Source organism: Achromobacter sp. UBA5777 (assembly GCF_002418565.1).
Taxonomy (GTDB): Bacteria; Pseudomonadota; Gammaproteobacteria; order Burkholderiales; family Burkholderiaceae_B; genus Achromobacter; species Achromobacter animicus.
On the sequence record NZ_DIEJ01000147.1, the window covers coordinates 495 to 17,387 of the forward strand.

13 protein-coding genes and 1 pseudogene are annotated in these 16,893 nt (G+C 63.6%); 10 read left to right on the forward strand and 4 right to left on the reverse strand.

Annotated elements, in window-relative coordinates; genetic code table 11:
* Positions 1 to 1,750 (reverse strand): ParB/RepB/Spo0J family partition protein (locus B3446_RS11300; RefSeq protein ID WP_291381029.1); only part of this gene is annotated, 1,750 nt, incomplete at its 3' end.
* Between the two features lie 79 nt (positions 1,751 to 1,829).
* Positions 1,830 to 2,657, reverse strand: coding sequence for a DUF932 domain-containing protein (locus B3446_RS11305; RefSeq protein ID WP_033948216.1), 828 nt, complete (start codon positions 2,655 to 2,657; stop codon positions 1,830 to 1,832).
* A 537-nt stretch (positions 2,658 to 3,194) separates the two neighbouring features.
* On the opposite strand from B3446_RS11305, the gene B3446_RS11310 reads away from it, so the two are divergent.
* The 10 genes from B3446_RS11310 (at position 3,195) to B3446_RS11350 (ending at position 14,710) form a co-directional block, all read left to right on the forward strand.
* The gene (locus B3446_RS11310) at positions 3,195 to 3,341 is read left to right on the forward strand and encodes a hypothetical protein (RefSeq protein ID WP_021156355.1); all 147 of its coding nucleotides are present in this window, start codon (positions 3,195 to 3,197) and stop codon (positions 3,339 to 3,341) included.
* Positions 3,342 to 3,360: 19 nt separating this feature from the next.
* Positions 3,361 to 3,471: a hypothetical protein gene (locus tag B3446_RS28580; RefSeq protein WP_371264243.1), complete on the forward strand. Its 111-nt coding sequence runs from the start codon at positions 3,361 to 3,363 to the stop codon at positions 3,469 to 3,471.
* Positions 3,472 to 3,737: 266 nt separating this feature from the next.
* Positions 3,738 to 4,862 carry an AAA family ATPase gene (locus B3446_RS11315; protein ID WP_023980278.1) on the forward strand — a complete coding sequence of 375 codons (1,125 nt, stop codon included), beginning with the start codon at positions 3,738 to 3,740 and terminating at the stop codon, positions 4,860 to 4,862.
* On the forward strand, positions 4,859 to 7,084 hold the full coding sequence (locus B3446_RS11320) for a S8 family peptidase (RefSeq protein ID WP_033948212.1): 2,226 nt from the start codon (positions 4,859 to 4,861) through the stop codon (positions 7,082 to 7,084). The genes B3446_RS11315 and B3446_RS11320 overlap by 4 nt, the downstream gene beginning before the upstream one ends.
* Positions 7,085 to 7,138: 54 nt before the next feature.
* On the forward strand, positions 7,139 to 7,918 hold the full coding sequence (locus B3446_RS11325) for an RNA polymerase subunit sigma-24 (protein WP_033948211.1): 780 nt from the start codon (positions 7,139 to 7,141) through the stop codon (positions 7,916 to 7,918).
* Positions 7,915 to 8,508: a hypothetical protein gene (locus B3446_RS11330; RefSeq protein ID WP_023082436.1), complete on the forward strand. Its 594-nt coding sequence runs from the start codon at positions 7,915 to 7,917 to the stop codon at positions 8,506 to 8,508. Before B3446_RS11325 ends, B3446_RS11330 begins: the two co-directional genes overlap by 4 nt.
* A gap of 3 nt (positions 8,509 to 8,511) precedes the next feature.
* The gene (locus tag B3446_RS11335) at positions 8,512 to 11,940 is read left to right on the forward strand and encodes a UvrD-helicase domain-containing protein (protein ID WP_033948206.1); all 3,429 of its coding nucleotides are present in this window, start codon (positions 8,512 to 8,514) and stop codon (positions 11,938 to 11,940) included.
* Between the two features lie 96 nt (positions 11,941 to 12,036).
* A complete protein-coding gene (locus B3446_RS11340; RefSeq protein WP_019184000.1) occupies positions 12,037 to 12,966 on the forward strand; it encodes a multiubiquitin domain-containing protein in 930 nt (309 codons plus the stop codon).
* Positions 12,966 to 14,372: a ThiF family adenylyltransferase gene (locus B3446_RS11345; protein ID WP_033948202.1), complete on the forward strand. Its 1,407-nt coding sequence runs from the start codon at positions 12,966 to 12,968 to the stop codon at positions 14,370 to 14,372. Before B3446_RS11340 ends, B3446_RS11345 begins: the two co-directional genes overlap by 1 nt.
* A gap of 155 nt (positions 14,373 to 14,527) precedes the next feature.
* On the forward strand, positions 14,528 to 14,710 hold the full coding sequence (locus B3446_RS11350) for a DUF6527 family protein (RefSeq protein WP_230626872.1): 183 nt from the start codon (positions 14,528 to 14,530) through the stop codon (positions 14,708 to 14,710).
* On the opposite strand, the pseudogene B3446_RS11355 reads toward B3446_RS11350, so the two are convergent.
* Positions 14,698 to 15,417: pseudogene (locus B3446_RS11355) on the reverse strand (PDDEXK nuclease domain-containing protein); the annotation flags it as partial. The gene B3446_RS11350 and the pseudogene B3446_RS11355 sit on opposite strands and share 13 nt — an antisense overlap.
* A complete protein-coding gene (locus B3446_RS11360; protein WP_291381059.1) occupies positions 15,414 to 16,607 on the reverse strand; it encodes a tyrosine-type recombinase/integrase in 1,194 nt (397 codons plus the stop codon). The pseudogene B3446_RS11355 and the gene B3446_RS11360, both read right to left, overlap by 4 nt.
* Positions 16,608 to 16,893: the final 286 nt, after the last annotated feature.

Consider the following 16,893-nt stretch of genomic DNA (forward strand, 5'->3'; position numbering starts at 1 on the left):
CCACGGCCTGCGCCAGTTCCGCGCCCGGCTGGTGCGTCGTAGCGCGAGGCGTCACCACGTCCACCGTGGAAGCCACGCACACGGCCAGCAGTCGCACCAGTTCGCCTTGCTTCATCGCCAGCAGCGCGGCGAACAGTTCGGCGCTGTCCTGCGGCAGCGCTTCGCCCGCGACCTGCTGCAGTTCGCGCAGCGCCACGGCGGCAGGCGATTCCGGCCAGTCCGGGGCCATGCCTTCCAGCCGGTCTTGCACGGTGAGGCGCACGCCCAGCGGCAAGTCGTGGCCGTAGTGGCTGTCCTGCAAGACGGCCTGCACCATGCCATGCACCAGCGCGGCCAGCGCGATTTGCGGATGCCGGGCCACTTCGATTTGCAGCGCGGCGGTACGGTGCGCGCTCAACCGCTGCGCCAGCCGGTCGGACAGGCTCGCGGCCTTGGGCTGCTCGGCGTCCTCGCCTTCGTCGTCGTTCCCGGCGTCGCCTTCCACACCGCCGAAACCCTGCCGCAAGCGTTCCAGCGTGCGCAGCGCCTTGGCTTCGGCCTCGCGCAGCAGCCCGCGATGAATCACGGCTTCGCCCTGGCGGTCGAGGGTGACGATGGCACCGGCCACGGCGCGCACGTCCGGGGCGTAGCCCTGCAAGGCTTCCTCCACGGCTTGCAGTTCCCCGGCGACCTGTTCGCGGCGCGGTTCCAGCGCTTCGGTCTTGTCCTCGTCCTCGGCGTCGTAGGCTTCTTCCAGTTCGGCGTCGATCTTGTCGAGGCGGGTTTGCAGCGATGCGATGCGGCGTGCTTCGCGGGCGCTCGGTTCGCGGCGCTGCCGCGGTGCGTTCTGGAACGCCTGCCGCTCGGCGTAGCTCATGTGCGGCACGGCTTCGACCCATGCCCAACCCTCGGCGCGCACGTCCCCGGCCAGCGCATCCAGCTTGTCGCGCACCAGCGTTTCCAGCAGCACGGCGTCGGTCAGGTAGGTTCCGGCATCGCCTTCCGCGAACAGGTCGCGGCGGATGCCGCCGCCCGCCGCCGTGTAGGCGTCCAGCCCGGCGAAGCGCACCAGCGGGTGCGTGGCGTCGATTTCGCGTTCGGTCAGGCGTTCGCGCAGCGCGGACGCGCCACGCTGCCATTCGGGCGCACCGTAGAACGCGGCTTCCTGCGCGGCGTGGTCGTCGGTGATGGTCAGGGCCATCAACTGTTCCAGCGTGACGGCTGCGGCCCGGTAGTCGGCCAGCAGGCGCGACGAGACGTTGGCCAGCTTCAAGCGGCGCTGCACCACCAGCGGGGACACGCCGAAGTCGGCGGCAATGTCCTCGATGGGCCGGCCTTCCTTGACCAGCGCGGCGAACGCCTCGAACTGGTCGGCCGGGTGCATCTGCTCGCGCAGCAGGTTTTCCGCGAGGCTGACGGTACGGGCCGAAGCGTCGGGCACCAGCAGGCAAGGCACCTCAAAGTCGGCGGCAATGCGCTTCTTCTTCGCCAGCAGCTTCAACGCGGTCAGTCGGCGGTCGCCGGCCACCACTTCGTATTGCTCGCCATCGGCGGACAGGATGACGACGAGGTTTTGCAGCAGACCGATGCGGGCGATGCTCGCGGCCAGTTCGGGAATGGACAGGCGCGGGGTCTTGCGTGCATTGCGCTTGGAGCGGCGCGGCAGCAACTGCGAGAGCGGAACCAAAATCAGGTTCTTGGTCGGGTCGGCCACTTCCAGCGGCGCGGCGGTTTCGATGGCACGGGTTTCGATTTGGGTAACGGCGTTCATGGTGATAACTCCTTGCGGCTAGGGATGCAGCAGCGAGAGAAGCGGCAAGGGCTGCTGCCTGCCCCTGCCGCGTGGGGATTCAGGCTTTCAACTGGCGCATGCCATCGGCCAGCAGCCAAAGCGCACGGTTGAGGCGGATGTTTTGGTCGATGCCCTGCACCGGGCGGGTTTGCTGGCGGCGTCCGTTGGCGCTGCGTCCGCGCAGGCCGCCTTGGGTCAGGTTCTCTTGCGTGCGGTTGAATACGCTCCACAAGTCCGGGCGGCGGTCATCAAAGCGGCGCGGCATCAGGATTTGCGATTCCGTGATGGGCGCGGGCTTGTCGGGGTCGTCGTACTTGAGGGCCAGCGCGGCGCGGGCGAACACTTCGGATTCGCCATCGTTCAAGGTGATGGCGCGCATGGCATCGCGGGATTCCTGCACGCGGTCGAAGCCGCGCAAGACTTCGTAAGCGCCTTCGATGACGGAACCTGCCACGTCGCCTTTGTGAGGCACTCGCACATCGGCCACGGTGTCACCGCAGACAAGGCCATTGCTGCACACGAACCGGAACATTCCGGCCAACATCTGATAGCTGCTGGTGCCGTCATGCGAGTTCAGCAGCACGATTTCGTTAGCCTCCGCGCCGTTGATCTGGCTGGCGTGGCGCAGGCGCAGCATGTGTTTGGTGTAGTCGCGGCGATCGTCGTGCCGCACGCGGGTCTGTGCTGCCATGAAGGGTTCAAACCCTTCCTTGCGCAGTTCCGCCAGCACGGCGGCGGTCGGGATATAGGCGTACCGCTCGGAACGGCTTTCGTGCGGGGCGTCCGCGAAGATGGACGGCGCGACCGTGCGGATTTGATCGTCGGACAGCGGGTAATCGCTGCGCAGCGACGGGGAACGGGAAGCGAATCGGGATGCGAGTTGCATGGTCTTTCTCCTGACGAAAAGGGTTTGCTGTTCAAACCGCACACCGGATTCCTAGATTCGGAGCCCAGCCTTTCGACTGTTCGGTGCGGTCGGCACGAGGAACCCGGTTGGCCCTGTTGCCACCGTCTTTCCTGAGTTCATCGCCCGCGGCCAAAGGAGCGCGCGGACGGGGGCCGTCAAGGAAGCAAGCGCAGGGTTGGTGCGGCCCGCAGGCGCAGCCGAGGACACGGCCCTGCGCGCCTTGACGGCACACGGGAGCGGGCTACGGTCGCGGGTAAGGTGATGAAGTCAGGGGAGATGGCTGGACAAGGCAACGGCCATCCCTGGTGTGCCAACCGCACGCAAGCGAAGCGCGCAGGCCCGAAGCTGGAAGCCGGGCCGAAGGCGTCAGCCGAGCGGAGCGAGGGAACGATGGAAGCCAGATAGGGGCGAGACTCGCGCAGCGAGGCTCGATGCGCTACGCGCACGACAGCGCGACCGGCCATTGCTCAGATGGCCGGGGACGCCCGAACGCAAAGTGGCCTTTACGATGACGCTATGCCCGAGACAGAACACGCCGATTCCAACGATCCCCTGGAACACATGTTCCAGCGCTCGGAGGCCTTGCACGAACGGTTCAACGAACTGCTCGACGGCGCCGATTTCGACGGCTCCCCGTGCATCTGGCCTGGAGGTGCTGCGTAACTCGAACGGCCTGAGGACCATGATCGCCATGATGATGGCCATCCTCAGCGGCGATGAAGCCATCACCATTCCGATGGGCAAGGCCCAGCCGGCGTTCGCCGACTGCCCGCCGGACTTGCTCAAGCCCTGATGGCCGGTCATACGACACCCCGCCCGACCAGGCGCGCATAGGCGCTCAGGCGCTTCTCAGCGTGGAATTGCAGATCACGCTAGACGGCAAACCTGCCAGTCGACGACGGCGCTGTGACCGCTACTGCCGCAGCCTCTCTTACCACTTGACCTCGCTTTATGAGATAATTACTTTAGTCCATTGAAGAATTTTTATTTTTCAATATAAATCAATTAGTTATCGAGGTTGCGGGCGAAATGAGAGAAGAGCATTCAGATTTAGCCCAGATGGTCCGCCTGGCTTTGGCCGAGCAGAGTGAGGATGTGCGCCTGTTCACGGCGCGGCTAGTCCGCAAGTACCGAGGGACGGCGCCCGACTTGGCCGAGCAGCTCGAACTGTTCCTGAAGTCGAAGCCAGTACGCAGTGTCTCTCCCATGCGCAAGCTGTCGCCTCAGCCGCCAACGGCCCACGCCTTGCCGGTTGACGACGAATCCCGTCTCTCTCTCCTGAAGGTGTTCAAGGACGAACCGACGACAGATGCGCCGCTGCTGTCCGGCGATGTCGAGGATTCACTGGGGCAACTCATCGCCGAGCGCCGGCAGAGCGATCGACTTCAGGCCATGGGGCTGACGCCGACCCGCTCGGCCATCTTTGTGGGGCCGCCCGGGGTCGGCAAGACACTCACGGCCCGCTGGCTGGCCGCGCAATTGAAGGTGCCGCTGTACGTGCTCGACCTGACAGCCGTGATGAGCAGCCTGCTAGGCAAGAGCGGCACCAACCTGCGGGCGGCCATCGATTTCGCCAAACGCGAGCCTTGCGTGCTGCTGCTGGACGAAATCGACGCTATCGCCAAGCGACGCAGCGATGACAGCGACGTAGGCGAACTCAAGCGCCTGGTCACGGTGATCCTGCAAGAAGTCGACGAATGGCCTGCCAGCAGTGTATTGCTGGCGGCCACCAACCACCCGGAACTGATCGATCCCGCGCTGTGGCGACGCTTCGACCTGGTAGTCCAGTTCAAGACGCCCGATGAACAGGCAGTCAAGGAAGCCATCAAGCGATTCCTGGGGCCGGACTACGCCCTTTTTGCCCGTTGGATCGACATCCTGGTGTTTGCATTCGCCGGCCATTCGTTCAGCGACATCGAGCGCGACGTGCAGCGCTTCCGGCGTGCCGTGGCGCTGGGCACGACCACCGACGCTGATCTGGTCGAAGACTTCATGAAGGCGCGTGCTTTGGCGCTCGATAGGCAGGGCCGCATCGACCTGGCAGTGATGCTGGCCAAGCAGACCCGCCTGTCCCAGCACACTGTTTCCGACATCACCGGGGTGAGCCGGGACACGATCCGAAAGTACACCAATGAGACGTCTGCGGTACGAAAGGCCGCACAACGGAGAAAGGCTGACGCATGAGCCAAACCAATTTCCTGATCGGTCGTGGCGAGCTGCTGACCCATGACATCGTCGGTCCGAAGCGCATGCCAGGCAAGGCCGAGGTCTACACGTTCGCGCAGGCGAGGGAGCGAATGGTTCCTCAGTTCCGCAGTGCAAGCAAGGCGCTGGACGAGCTATCTGCTGACGCTTGCCCGGGCGACTTCGCGGTAGCCCGGCTGATGATGAATCCCAGCTTCATTGCGCGCTCGTATTTTCCGACAGGACTACTGCGTAGTACGGGACTGGAGTCCATCGGGAGCCGTACCGTCAAGGTCAAGCCGCAGGCCTGGACCCGCAAGGGGCAGCCGCATGAAACCACAACGACCGAACTGTTTGTCGCCGGCAAGCGCCAGGCTTTCCGCAACCTCTCCCGATGGACGCAAACCATTGAGGCGGAATCCGACGAGGGCGAAGATCTTGCCCACATCGAACAGTTTGCCGCCTTTGCGCCAGCAGAGCGAATCGTGGGCCTCGGCGGCCCGAAGGATCGCTTTTTCGAAGTAGGCCTACATCTGCTACCGGATGAAGACCCGGGCCTAATCCAGAAGGCTTTCGTGAAGTTCGCGCAGCAGGAAGGCGTGAAGGTCCACAGTGAAGTCGATTTCATCGCCGGCAATCTGTGGTTCGTGCCGGTCGAGGGCAAGCCGCGCGACATTGAGCGGTTGGCCAGCTTCGCCTTCGTGCGGGTGATCCGTCCCGTGCCAAAGCTGCGTGGTATCCGTCCCTTGCAACGCAGTGGTGGGCCCTCAGTGGGATGCAGCCTCCCCACCGAACAGGCCCTTTCATCCGAACCTCGTGTCGCCATCCTGGACGGTGGCCTGCCTAAGCACCATCCGATCGGCCCCTGGCTGCGCTCGTACCGCAAGCTCGACGAAGACGCCGACGATGATCCGGACGGCCCGGAGCATGGCTTGGGCGTGACCTCCGCCGTGCTGTTCGGTCCGATCCAGCCCAACGGTACGGTCGGCAGGCCGTTCGCCCCGGTGGACCATCTGCGCGTGCTGGACCAGGAGGCGGGCGGCGAAGATCCATTGGAGTTGTATCGCACACTCGGTCTCATCGAGCAGGTTCTGCTGTCGAGGTCCTACGAGTTCATCAACCTGAGCCTGGGCCCAGATCTCGAAGTGGAGGACCGGGAAGTCCACGCTTGGACGTCCGTTATCGACGAGTTGCTCAGCGACGGCGATACGCTCATGACGGTGGCCGTTGGCAATAACGGAGACCGGGACCGCGAGCTCGGCTACAACCGCGTGCAGGTTCCATCGGATTGCGTGAATGCGCTCGCGGTCGGCGCGGCCGACGACACCGATGCTGGCTGGGCACGCGCGCCCTACAGCGCGATCGGGCCGGGCCGCAGCCCTGGGGTTATCAAGCCAGACCTGATGGCGTTCGGTGGCAACCCAGCAGCCAAATACTTTCATGTGTTGGCGCCGAACGTGAAGCCGGTGCTGACGCCGCAGTTGGGTACCAGCTTCGCGGCTCCGTACCTGCTGCGTAGCGCGGTCGGCGTACGCGCGATCCTGGGCGGAGATCTGACGCCACTCGCCATCAAGGCCCTTCTGGTTCACGCGGCCGATCCTGGCGAGCATGATCCGGTCGAAGTGGGTTGGGGCAAGATTCCTGAGGACACCCTCGACATTATCACCTGCCCGGATGGTGTGGCCCGCGTGGTCTACCAGGGCGAGCTCAAGCCCAGTAAGTACTTGCGTGCCAGCCTGCCGCTGCCCAAGGAAGGACTGCTCGGCAATGTGCGTCTGAAGGCGACGTTCTGCTATGCCTCACCCACCGATCCGCAGGATGCCGCGGCCTACACCAAGGCCGGCCTCGAAGTCGTCTTCCGGCCCAACGACGAGAAGATCAAGGATGGCAAGAGCAACGCGGATACCAAGGGCTTCTTCGACTTGAAGAAGTTCGCCACCGAGCAGGAGCGGCGTTCGGATCAGGGCAAATGGGAAACTGTGCTGCACGGAGCCAAGACCTTCCGCGGCTCCAGCCTCAAGAACCCCGTTTTCGACATTCACTACAACGCCCGCGACGGCGGCGGCCGGGCCACCACTGGTGCCGAGAAGATCCGCTATGCACTGATCCTCTCGGTCGAGGCCCCGAAGCATGCTGATCTCTACAACGACATCTTGCGTGCCTATGCCAAAACCCTCGTGCCGATCCAGCCGCAGGTGTCCTTGCCGATTCGTGTTCGGTGACGGTGGAAAAGAGAACGCATGTATAGAGCGGGCTGACGGGCAAGGAGAAGATCGATGCCGAAACCCTTGAGAAGCAAGGATAAAAACGGGGAGCCGTTCGCGCGCCCCCCGGAGATCGACGCCTGTTTGCAGAGGCTGGAGTCGATCGATGCCGCGACACGCCTGCAGGCCTTCACCGTCGCGTCGAGGAAGAGCGACGGCTATGTGCCGTCGGAAGCACTGACATATTTCCTGCGGCGCGCCCATGCGACAGGCGCAAAGGACGAGTTCAAGCAGCTTTTCGGACTGCTCATGAAGCGCGTCGGGCAGTCTCTGTTTGCATCGATCCCGGACTCTCGTATGGCCGGGGCACAAGACATCCGAGAAGAGGTCATGAGCCGATTCGCTGAGCGAATTGCCAAGGACTGCAGCGGCCGCTTCGCTATGCTGGATTTCTTTGAAGTGCGGTTCGACCTAGCATTCGCCCGGTTCCGCAAGACCGTGCTGAGGCAGATTGGTCCGGCCTCGGTCCTTACAGTGCCGTTGTCCACGGATGACAATGAGGGTCAGGACATTTCACCGGAAGTCGAGGCAGCAGCGGCCGACTTCCTCGGAGGCGACCCTCAAAAAATTGACGACCCGGCTTTCCGGTTGGAGTTGGACGCTGCGATTGACGCATTACCAGACGATCAGAGGCGGGTCGTTGGCTTGCTACGGCAAGGCTTCCAGATCGACTCGAAGGACCCGAACATCATGACTATCGCGAAGATGCTCCAGTGCGATGAGAGAACCGTGCGCAATCGCCGCGACCGTGCCTACAAGACCCTCAGGTCTGTTCTGCAGGAGGACGCATGAGTACGTCAAAGCCTTTCGCTGCAGACGAGGAATCTGTGCTGATGGCGTTCTCCATGGAGCCCAACCATGGCCGGGAAACGCTTGAACGCTACATTAGGGAGTACCCGCAGCATGCGACCGCGCTGATCGACTGTTCGATCGATCTGCTTTATGAGGCGCCAGAAGGCGATGTTCCGGCGACCGAAGTGCCGGACAGCGCGATTGATAAGGCCTGGCAGCGATTCGAGCGGGCTGTCCAGCAGCCCGATGCGGAGGTTGCGAATCCGTTCACCAAGCTCAATACGAGCAGCTTCAAGTCGCTCGCACGCAGCCTGGACGTCAGTAACCTCTTCCTCATGCGGGTGCGCGATCGGGCCATTCGTACAGCCACCATTCCTGCCCGATTCGTCGAGAAGCTTGCGTCAGAACTGGGTGTCACCGTTCAATCTGTGAACGCATACCTGCAGGGGCCACCGGGCATGGTTTCCGGACACGCTTTTCGGTCAAATGTGAAGCCGAGTGTGGGCGAGCAGATCACGTTCGACCAAGCTGTCGCGACTTCACAACTCACGCCGGAGCAGCAGGCGACGCTAAAGGCACTGTCGGACTGAACGATGGACGCCACCGAGGCCGCTCGACTGGAAGCAGAACGCCTGCACCGTGCGAACGTCGCGGCCGGCGGAGATCCGACCCGGCCTTTAGTGTTTGCGCTTCAGGAGGCCTCAAATCGCGGCTTGGATGTGTACGCGCTGCGAGAAGGAGACCCACAGCTTAAGGGAGGCAAAGCCACGTTCGACTGTCAGGCTGGAGGCATCCTCTACGAGGATCGTGGATCAGACTTCGAGCGCGCGTTTTTGATTGCACACGAACTCGGCCATGTCGTGCTGGAAGGTGGCACGCTCGATGTGGTGACGGTGGATGTCGAGCCCGACCGATCGCTGGAAGACGCACCGGTGGGCGTCGATCGTGTCCTTGACTACGGGGCGCGTGAGCGACGTGAAGTGAAGATGGACCTCTTCGCGCGCGAGTTCCTGCTGCCGCGTCCTGTGTTGCGCGAGTTGCATGTCAACGAAGGACTGACATCCGACGCGATCGCGATGCGCTTCGGCGCGCCGCTCGCTGTGGTGCAGCAACAGTTGCTTGATGCACTGCTGCTGCCAGCGGCCGAAGAGCCGAACCCCGTAGGCGCCGGCGCCGTGGCAGCTCCGCTCACCCCAGACCCCACGCAGGCTCAGGCGGCAGCACATCGTGGCTTGGCGTTTCAGCTGCAGGCAGGGCCGGGTACGGGCAAGACGCGGACGCTTGTTCGTCGCATCGAAGGGTTGCTTGCGGACGGCGTCGATCCCACCACGATCCTGGTACTCACCTTCTCCAACAAGGCGGCCAATGAACTGTGCGAGAGGATTGCCGCGAGCAATCCTCTCGCGGCGGCGGCGATGTGGATCGGCACATTCCACGCATTCGGGCTGGACATCGTTCGCCGCTTTCACGACCGACTGGCGCTGCCGCCGGACCCACGATTGATCGACCGGACGGAGGCCATTGAACTCCTGGAGGACGAGTTTCCGCGGCTCGACCTGAAGCACTATCGCAACCTCTGGGACCCGGCCCTGGATTTAAGCGACATGCTGAGCGCGATCTCGCGCGCCAAGGATGAGGTTGTCGATGCAGCAGGCTATCGCGCCCTCGCGCAGTCGATGGCGGATCGAGCAGGGACCGACCAGGACGCGAAGGTTCGTGCGCAGAAGTGCCTGGAGGTCGCCACGCTCTTCGAGGCGTACGAACGGCTGCTGACCGCGCGCCAGCTGCTGGACTTCGGTGACCTGGTCGCGCTGCCGGTTCGTCTTGTCGAGGGCAGCGCCGAGGTAAGGGATGCCCTGCGTGCTCGCCATGAGCATGTACTGGTAGATGAATACCAAGATGTCAACCGCGCCTCGGTCCGGCTCCTGAAGGCCATCGTCAGCGACGGCCGCAACCTGTGGGTTGTCGGCGATGCACGCCAATCCATCTACCGCTTCCGCGGCGCCTCTGCGACGAACATCGCGCGCTTTGCGATCGACTTCCCCGGCGCGCAGGCCGCACAGCTGGGCGTCAACTATCGCTCCGACGAACGGATCGTCGATGTGTTCACCGAGTTCGCGCGCGGCATGCAAGCATCCGCCGGTGCGTTGCCGCTGAACCTGCAGGCCGACCGCGGCTCCACAGGAGAACGGGTTGAGCTTCGCGTTGCCGGGTCGGCTGACGATGAAATCTCCGCGCTTGCCGCGTCGATCACGGCCCTGCACGAGCAGGGCATTGCCTATGGTGGCCAGGCGGTGCTGTGCGCGTCCAATGCGCGCCTGAACGCCATTGCAGAAGGTCTTGAGGCCCGGGGCATTCCCGCGCTGCACTTGGGCAGCTTGTTCGAGAGGCCGGAAATCAAGGATCTGCTGGCCTTGCTCTCGCTGGCGACCGACCCGCGGGCGGCCGCGATGGTGCGCGTGGCAACCATGGCTCGGCACCAAATGCCCTTGAAGGATGTCATGCGGGTCATTGAGCGGCTGCGGACGACGAATCCAGCTTCGCTGGATTGGTTGGCAATACATGCCGGAGTGGATGGCCTGACAGACTGCAGTCGAGAAGCGCTATCTCGCCTGTCCGCGCTCTTTGCAGGTGTGAACGCATCGACTGACCCCTGGCTCTTACTTGCTGGATGGACGATTGATGGTCTCGGACTCGCGAAGACGCTTTATTTGGCTGGTGATCCGCAGAGTCGCATGCAAAGTCTGGCTGTCTGGCAGTTCTTGAACTTCTGTCGCCGGCAGCCAAGAGGCCAAGGCATGCCAGTGGTTCGCCTGCTTGATCGCGTCAGGCGGTTAGTTCTGCTCGCTGAGGATCGTGGATTGAGCCAGTTGCCCCGCAGTGCCGAGAACATCGAAGCAGTGCGCTTGATGACCATCCACGGAAGCAAGGGGCTGGAGTTCGATGTCGTTCATTTACCTGGCATGGTAACGTCCGGCCTACCGCGCAACAACGTGCCGCCGCGTTGTCTTCCTCCGGACGGTCTGATCCATGGTTCGGAGGGGCTGACCGGCATCGAGGCGGTGAAGGCCGGCCACGACGAGGAAGAAGAGTGCTTGTTCTTCGTAGCGCTTTCGCGAGCGCGCGATAGGCTGCAGCTGTATGCCTACGCCAGGCAGGCAGATGGTCGTACGCGTAGCGCCTCCAAGTTTATCGCCCCGATCGACCGACTCCTTGTTCGTCCGGTACCGGTGCCGTTGCAAGCCGGCTCGACATCGACGGGCACCCCGCTCGCCATCACATGGCAAGGGCGTCCCCAATGGACCGACATCCAGGTCAACCTCTTCGAGCGGTGCCCGCGCCGCTTCTTGTACACGCACGTGCTGAGGCTTGGAGGTCGACGAACTGAAACCGCATTCATGAAGATGCACAACGTCGTGAGCGACGTGTTCGATTGGTTGAAACGGGAGCACGAGACGACAAGTCCCACGGTCGACGAGCTGGCTGCACGCTTCGAGGAGGCCTGGTGCTCCAAGGGTGCGACAGAGCATGGATATGCGGAGGACTACCGCCGCATCGGCAAGCGGCTCGTCGATTTCCTCATCGAGAGCCGGAATCGTGACGTGGCCGCGCCGGCGCCACCGATCTCGCTGGGTTGGGCCGAGGGCGAGATCCTCGTAACCCCGGATAGTGTAGCTCACGGAGCCGGTGGCCGGGTCACGGTGCGGCGCGTCATGACGGGCAAGCAGCGCTCGAACGCCTTCGATGATATTGAGTACACAATTCTCCAACTCGCCGCCGTCCAGGCTTATGGACCACATGCGCAGGTCGAGGTGACCTACCTTACCAGCGAAACCATCCAGCCGATGGAAATCACGTCGCGCAAGCTGGAATCCAGGCGCGAGAAGCTGCAGGCCTTCCTTCAGGCAATGCAGGCCGGGCAGTTCCCCTCTAAGCCCGAGGCTCGTAGCTGTCCGCGCTGCCCGCACTTCTTCCTCTGCGGCGAGTTGCCCGGAGGGGGGTGGGTACAAGAAAAACTCTGATCGACCTTTCCGGTCTGCCGCTGGGCTGCGATTGACCAAGTAAGGGGCTAGAAAACCTGCAATCCCGCAGATGACGGCTCCCTATGAGGCAATCAAATGCAAACCCAGACCACCAGCGGTGATGACCGCTTCGATGTCGAAGATGTTGCTGCGGCGATCCGCGAAGGCCGCAGCCTGCGGCCAGCAGCGCTCTACCGGATCGTCGTCTTGGACGACCAGCTCCACGAACGTCACGTCGATCTCTCCGATCCGGTGCCGACCGGGCGCCAGATCCTTCAGGCCGCCGGATCGCGCCCGGCCGATGAGTACAGCGTTTATGCGATTTTGACCTCTGGCGAGTTCGAGGACCTGCGTCTGGACGAAACCTACGATCTGCGCGGCCGCGGTGCGGAACGTTTCGTCATCTTCCAGACTGATCGCGCGTTCAAGTTCACGATCGATGACCGGCAACTGGAGTGGGGCAAGCCCAGCATCAGCGGCCGCGTGCTCAAGGCGCTGGCCGGTGTCCCACCAGAGACCTACGACGTCTATCTCGAAGTGCGTGGCGGGGGCCAGGACATTCTGATCCGCGACGGCGACCTGATCGATCTGGGTAAGCCGGGCATCGAGCGCTTCATCACGCTAATCCGTGACACCACTGAGGGGCTGCTCACGCTGCCCGAAGCGGACCAGCGCTATCTGAGCAGCCATGGCGTGGCTTTCGAGATGGTGAGCGACGGCGCGCACACGGGCGTCATCTTCAAGCAGTTGCCGCTGCCCTCCGGAAAGCTCAACCACGCCACGGCCGATGTGCTCGTTCTCCTGCCGCCGGGCTATCCCGATGTTGCGCCGGACATGTTCTATTGCGACCCGTGGCTGACGCTGCAAAGCGTTGGGCGCTACCCGACCTGCGCTGACCAGGCCCACGCGTTCCAGGGCCGCAGCTGGCAGCGCTGGTCGCGCCACAACACAGCGTGGCGCCCGGGCATCGACGGCCTGCACACTATGCTCAAGCGCATCGAGCACGCCCTGGCGGAGGCGAAGTGATGTCGCCGGCCGCTCTGGACATCGTCCTGCTGGAGCCGCACGAGGCGGCCCTGCGCTTGCTGCTGCAAAGGGAAAACGGTGCCGAGGCGTCCGCCTACGTGCTGTTCGGCAAGGCTGACATCTCGGCAGACCCCTGGTCGGGAGTGCCTCGCACCAGATTGATCTCGCACGAAGTCATCCCCGTCGCGGCCGATGAAATGGTCTCCGCATCGCCTGTCCATGTCACATGGTCCACCCGAGGCTTCATGCGCATTCTCGGCATCGCGAAAGAACGGGGCTTGGTTGCGGGCCTGGTACACACGCATCCGAACGCGGCAGCGTTCTTCTCCGACCAGGATGACCGAAACGAGTCGGAGCTGGCCCGGACGACGTTCAACAAGGGCGTTTCCGGCCTAGCCAGCATGGTGTTCGGCCGCGATGACGCCATCGCGGGCAGGCTCTGGACTGCCCCCGGCAAGACGGTCATGGCATCCTCGATCTCGCTGGTAGGAAGCCAGATCAAGATCGCGCGCAAGGTGGCTGCGGCTGACGAAGATCAATTCCTGGCGCGGCAGGCCGCGCTCTTCGGCCAAGGGTTCAATCCAGTCGTGCGCGGGCTGCGGGTGGGTGTCGTAGGGGGCGGCGGCACGGGCAGTGCTGTCGCGATGCTATTGGCGCGGCTGGGCGTCGGCTTTCTGGGGCTGATGGACAAAGACACCATTGATGTCACCAATCTCAACCGCGTGCATGGCTCGCGCACCGCAGATGTGGACGCCGGCTTGGCCAAGGTGGACATCCTCGCGCGCGAGATTCGCGCCGCGGGTCTCGGCACCCAGGTCGTCACCAAAGACGAGTGGGTCGGCCATCCTGATCTGCGCGATCTGCTGCGCTCCTGCGACGTGCTTTTCGGCTGTACCGACGACCATCAGGGGCGGCTGACGCTTAACCGCTTGGCGCACTACTACGGCATCCCGCTGATCGATGTGGGCCTGCGCATGCGCGCGGCACGCAGCGGCGCGGACTTCGACATGACGGGGCGCGTGTCGACGATTGGGCCCGGCAAACCTTGTCTCATGTGTCTGGGAGTAGCCGATCCGCGCCGCGCTGCGGCCGAAGGACTCCGGCGCAGCGACCCGGCCGAGTTCGAGCGGCGTAAGGCGGAAGCCTATGTGGACGGCGGCGGCGACCCGGCGCCTGCGGTGGTCACGTTCACCACGGCCATCGCCTGCGCGGCCGTCGATGAGCTCATTCAGGGACTGACCGGTTTTCGCGGTCCTGCGGGCATGTCGCACAACAGGATTCGCCGCTTTGACCGCGTAGTGGATCGCACCATGACCTGCCGACCCTTGGCGTCTTGCCCGGTTTGTGCCAGCCAGGCGAGCTGGGGACGCGGCGATGTCAACCCATTTCTTGGGGTGATCGGATGACCATGAAGCGACTTATCGCGCGAGCGCTGCGCCGGCTCGGGTGGCTGCAGTACAACCTGCTCGTTTACCCGGTTGCGCAGCATCCGGGCAATAATGCCGTGCCGCCGGGAGAGCTGTGGCTGGTCATCGACACCGGCGTCAAGAAGTGGGCTTGCATGAGCTGCCCCGGCGGTTGTGGCGTGCAGATATCACTTTCCCTTAACCCGGATCGACGACCCCGGTGGTCTGTCGAAACAGACTTCTGGGGGCGACCAACCATGTCGCCCTCCATCCACCAGCATCGGGCATGTTCCTGTCACTTCTGGGTAAAGAAGGGTTTGATCGAGTGGTGCCGGTAGAGACCCACCCGGCACCATGTCCGGCCGATACGCAATCGACGCTGTCGTCGGCAAAGGTGCAGCCTTTGCCAAGCTCCGGGAGAAATCCACCATCCGCTGGTCGACTGCTGTTTAATATCAGATTCCGAATATTCGTCCTTGCGGTTCAGTGACTCCAACTCATACGAGCTCTTGATTGCATCGTCAGGCTTTGGCGGTGCGCTCATAGAAGTGGCTGCCGATCTGCCATTCGAGCTGGCGCACCGCGCGGCGCCTCGGCCTCGTAAAACCGACGGGTATGGTCATCCTTGACCGCCAGCAGCCGGACATAGGCCGACCACAGCAACCTGAAGACCAGGGCCAGTTCGGAGAGGTCAAATTTCCGAGACAGCGTCTTGGAAATTGCCTCAAGGGGGTAAGCGGCAAAGAAGCGCCGCATGTTTTCCAGGTTGTCCGGGCTGAACCCGCGCCCAAAGCGCGCCGTCAGACCGGCGGACAACCGCGCCATCAACTGCTCGCCGTAACCAGCCCGCCGCCTGCCTTTCTGCTCGGCTTCCACGATCCGGCGGCCAATCTCCCAATAGCTGGTCGTCATCAGCGCATTGACACTGCCCGCCGCTGCTTGGCGCGCGGCATCCAGCAGTTCCACGATGCCGCCCTGGATGCCAGCATATCCAGCCCCGGTAAGGCGGCGGATTCCCCACTGCTGCGGGCGTCTTCCTTGTCATGCTGTCACCTCCATAGAACGGGACGCCCCGGTAATCGCCAGCCGCCGATTCGCCACCAGCTCGGCGGCATCTCGCACCGGCTTGTCCTCGGTATGTACGTAGTGCATAAACATCGCAACGGTCTTGTGACCTGTGAGCTTCATGCCCACTTTGGTTGGCACGCCTGAGTTGGCAATGTCGGTCGTCGCTCGATGGCGGATGCCGTGCGTGCCGACGTGCGGCACGCCCGCGGCCTTGAGCACGCGCTTCCAGCCGCCATAGTGTTCGCCATGCGTCAGATGCCGGGCCGGGTCGTTGGGCGACGGCAGGACGTAGGGGGAGCCCTCCCGGCGCGGCGCCGTCGAAAGCAGCCGATAGGCTTCCTCGCTCATGGGTTTGGAAATGCCGCCGGTCTTGCTGTCGGGCCAGACGACGCGGCGCTTTTCCAGATCAACCCAGCCCCATTCGAGCGGGCAGATTTCGGAGCGGCGGGCGGCAAACTCGAATTGCAGGCGGATCGCCAGCGGGATGACGTAGTTCTCCAGTCCCTCGGCTTCCAAGTGCTCTAGGTGACGGAAGATCCGCACCAGTTCATCGTCCACGATGAGCCGGGTTTCCTTGCCGGGCGGAAACATCGGGACGTGGCGGCACGGGTTTGTGCCGTCCGGGCGCAACCCCCACACTTCGGCCAGGTTGAACATCTTGCGCAACACGCCGAAGGTGCGGTTCGCCTCGGCCGGCTTGTGGGCCAGCTTCTTCATCAGCGCGGCCACGTCCGGGCGCTTCACGTCCTGCACCTTCATCCGGCCCATGATCGGGATGATGCAGCGGTCGATGACGCCCTGATAGCCGCGCTGCGTGCTGGGCTTGTTGCGCTGCTTGGAGTAGTCCTCCATGAAGGTGTGGCAATACTCCTTCATGGTCTGTGCCTTGCGGGCGGCGGCCTTAGCCGCGCTGGGGTCGCCGCCCCGGCGCACCTCGGCCAGCCACTCCTGCGCCATGACACGGGCCTGCTCGACGGTCAGTTCGCCGTACTGGCCCAGGGCCGGCTTGCGGCGCTCGCCGGCGTTCGTCCGGTACTGGAGCATGAACACCTTGCGGCCGGCCGGGGTGATCTTGCACAGGAAGCCGGGCACCACGGTGTCCCGCAGTTCGATGGCCTGCGCCTGGGGCTTGGCGGCATCGACAGCGGATTTGGTGAGTTTGANNATGACTCCTCGGAAACCTCGGTTTCCAAGAGCCACATGGGAGCCACGCGACCGGAAGCCGGGTCAAGTTTCGGAAAGCACCGGCATATGATGGACGCGCCTAAGTCCTTGATAAACCTGCTGTAGCGGGCCTGGGCGCAGTCCAGCGAAGTGCCGGGCTGGAGTCATCGTCAAACAAAAAAACGCCCCGCGGATGCGGGGCGTTCTTCTCACAACTCACGCGGGGCGATCAGCCCTGGTAGTCGCGCACGTCGCTACCGGTGTAGACCTGGCGCGGACGGCCGATCTT

Coding starts and splice junctions, on each gene's coding strand:
- B3446_RS11305 (WP_033948216.1), bottom strand. CDS start 2,657: ATGCAACTCGCATCCCGATTCGCTTCCCGTTCCCCGTCGCTGCGCAGC.
- B3446_RS11310 (WP_021156355.1), top strand. CDS start 3,195: ATGCCCGAGACAGAACACGCCGATTCCAACGATCCCCTGGAACACATG.
- B3446_RS28580 (WP_371264243.1), top strand. CDS start 3,361: ATGATCGCCATGATGATGGCCATCCTCAGCGGCGATGAAGCCATCACC.
- B3446_RS11315 (WP_023980278.1), top strand. CDS start 3,738: ATGGTCCGCCTGGCTTTGGCCGAGCAGAGTGAGGATGTGCGCCTGTTC.
- B3446_RS11320 (WP_033948212.1), top strand. CDS start 4,859: ATGAGCCAAACCAATTTCCTGATCGGTCGTGGCGAGCTGCTGACCCAT.
- B3446_RS11325 (WP_033948211.1), top strand. CDS start 7,139: ATGCCGAAACCCTTGAGAAGCAAGGATAAAAACGGGGAGCCGTTCGCG.
- B3446_RS11330 (WP_023082436.1), top strand. CDS start 7,915: ATGAGTACGTCAAAGCCTTTCGCTGCAGACGAGGAATCTGTGCTGATG.
- B3446_RS11335 (WP_033948206.1), top strand. CDS start 8,512: ATGGACGCCACCGAGGCCGCTCGACTGGAAGCAGAACGCCTGCACCGT.
- B3446_RS11340 (WP_019184000.1), top strand. CDS start 12,037: ATGCAAACCCAGACCACCAGCGGTGATGACCGCTTCGATGTCGAAGAT.
- B3446_RS11345 (WP_033948202.1), top strand. CDS start 12,966: ATGTCGCCGGCCGCTCTGGACATCGTCCTGCTGGAGCCGCACGAGGCG.
- B3446_RS11350 (WP_230626872.1), top strand. CDS start 14,528: ATGAGCTGCCCCGGCGGTTGTGGCGTGCAGATATCACTTTCCCTTAAC.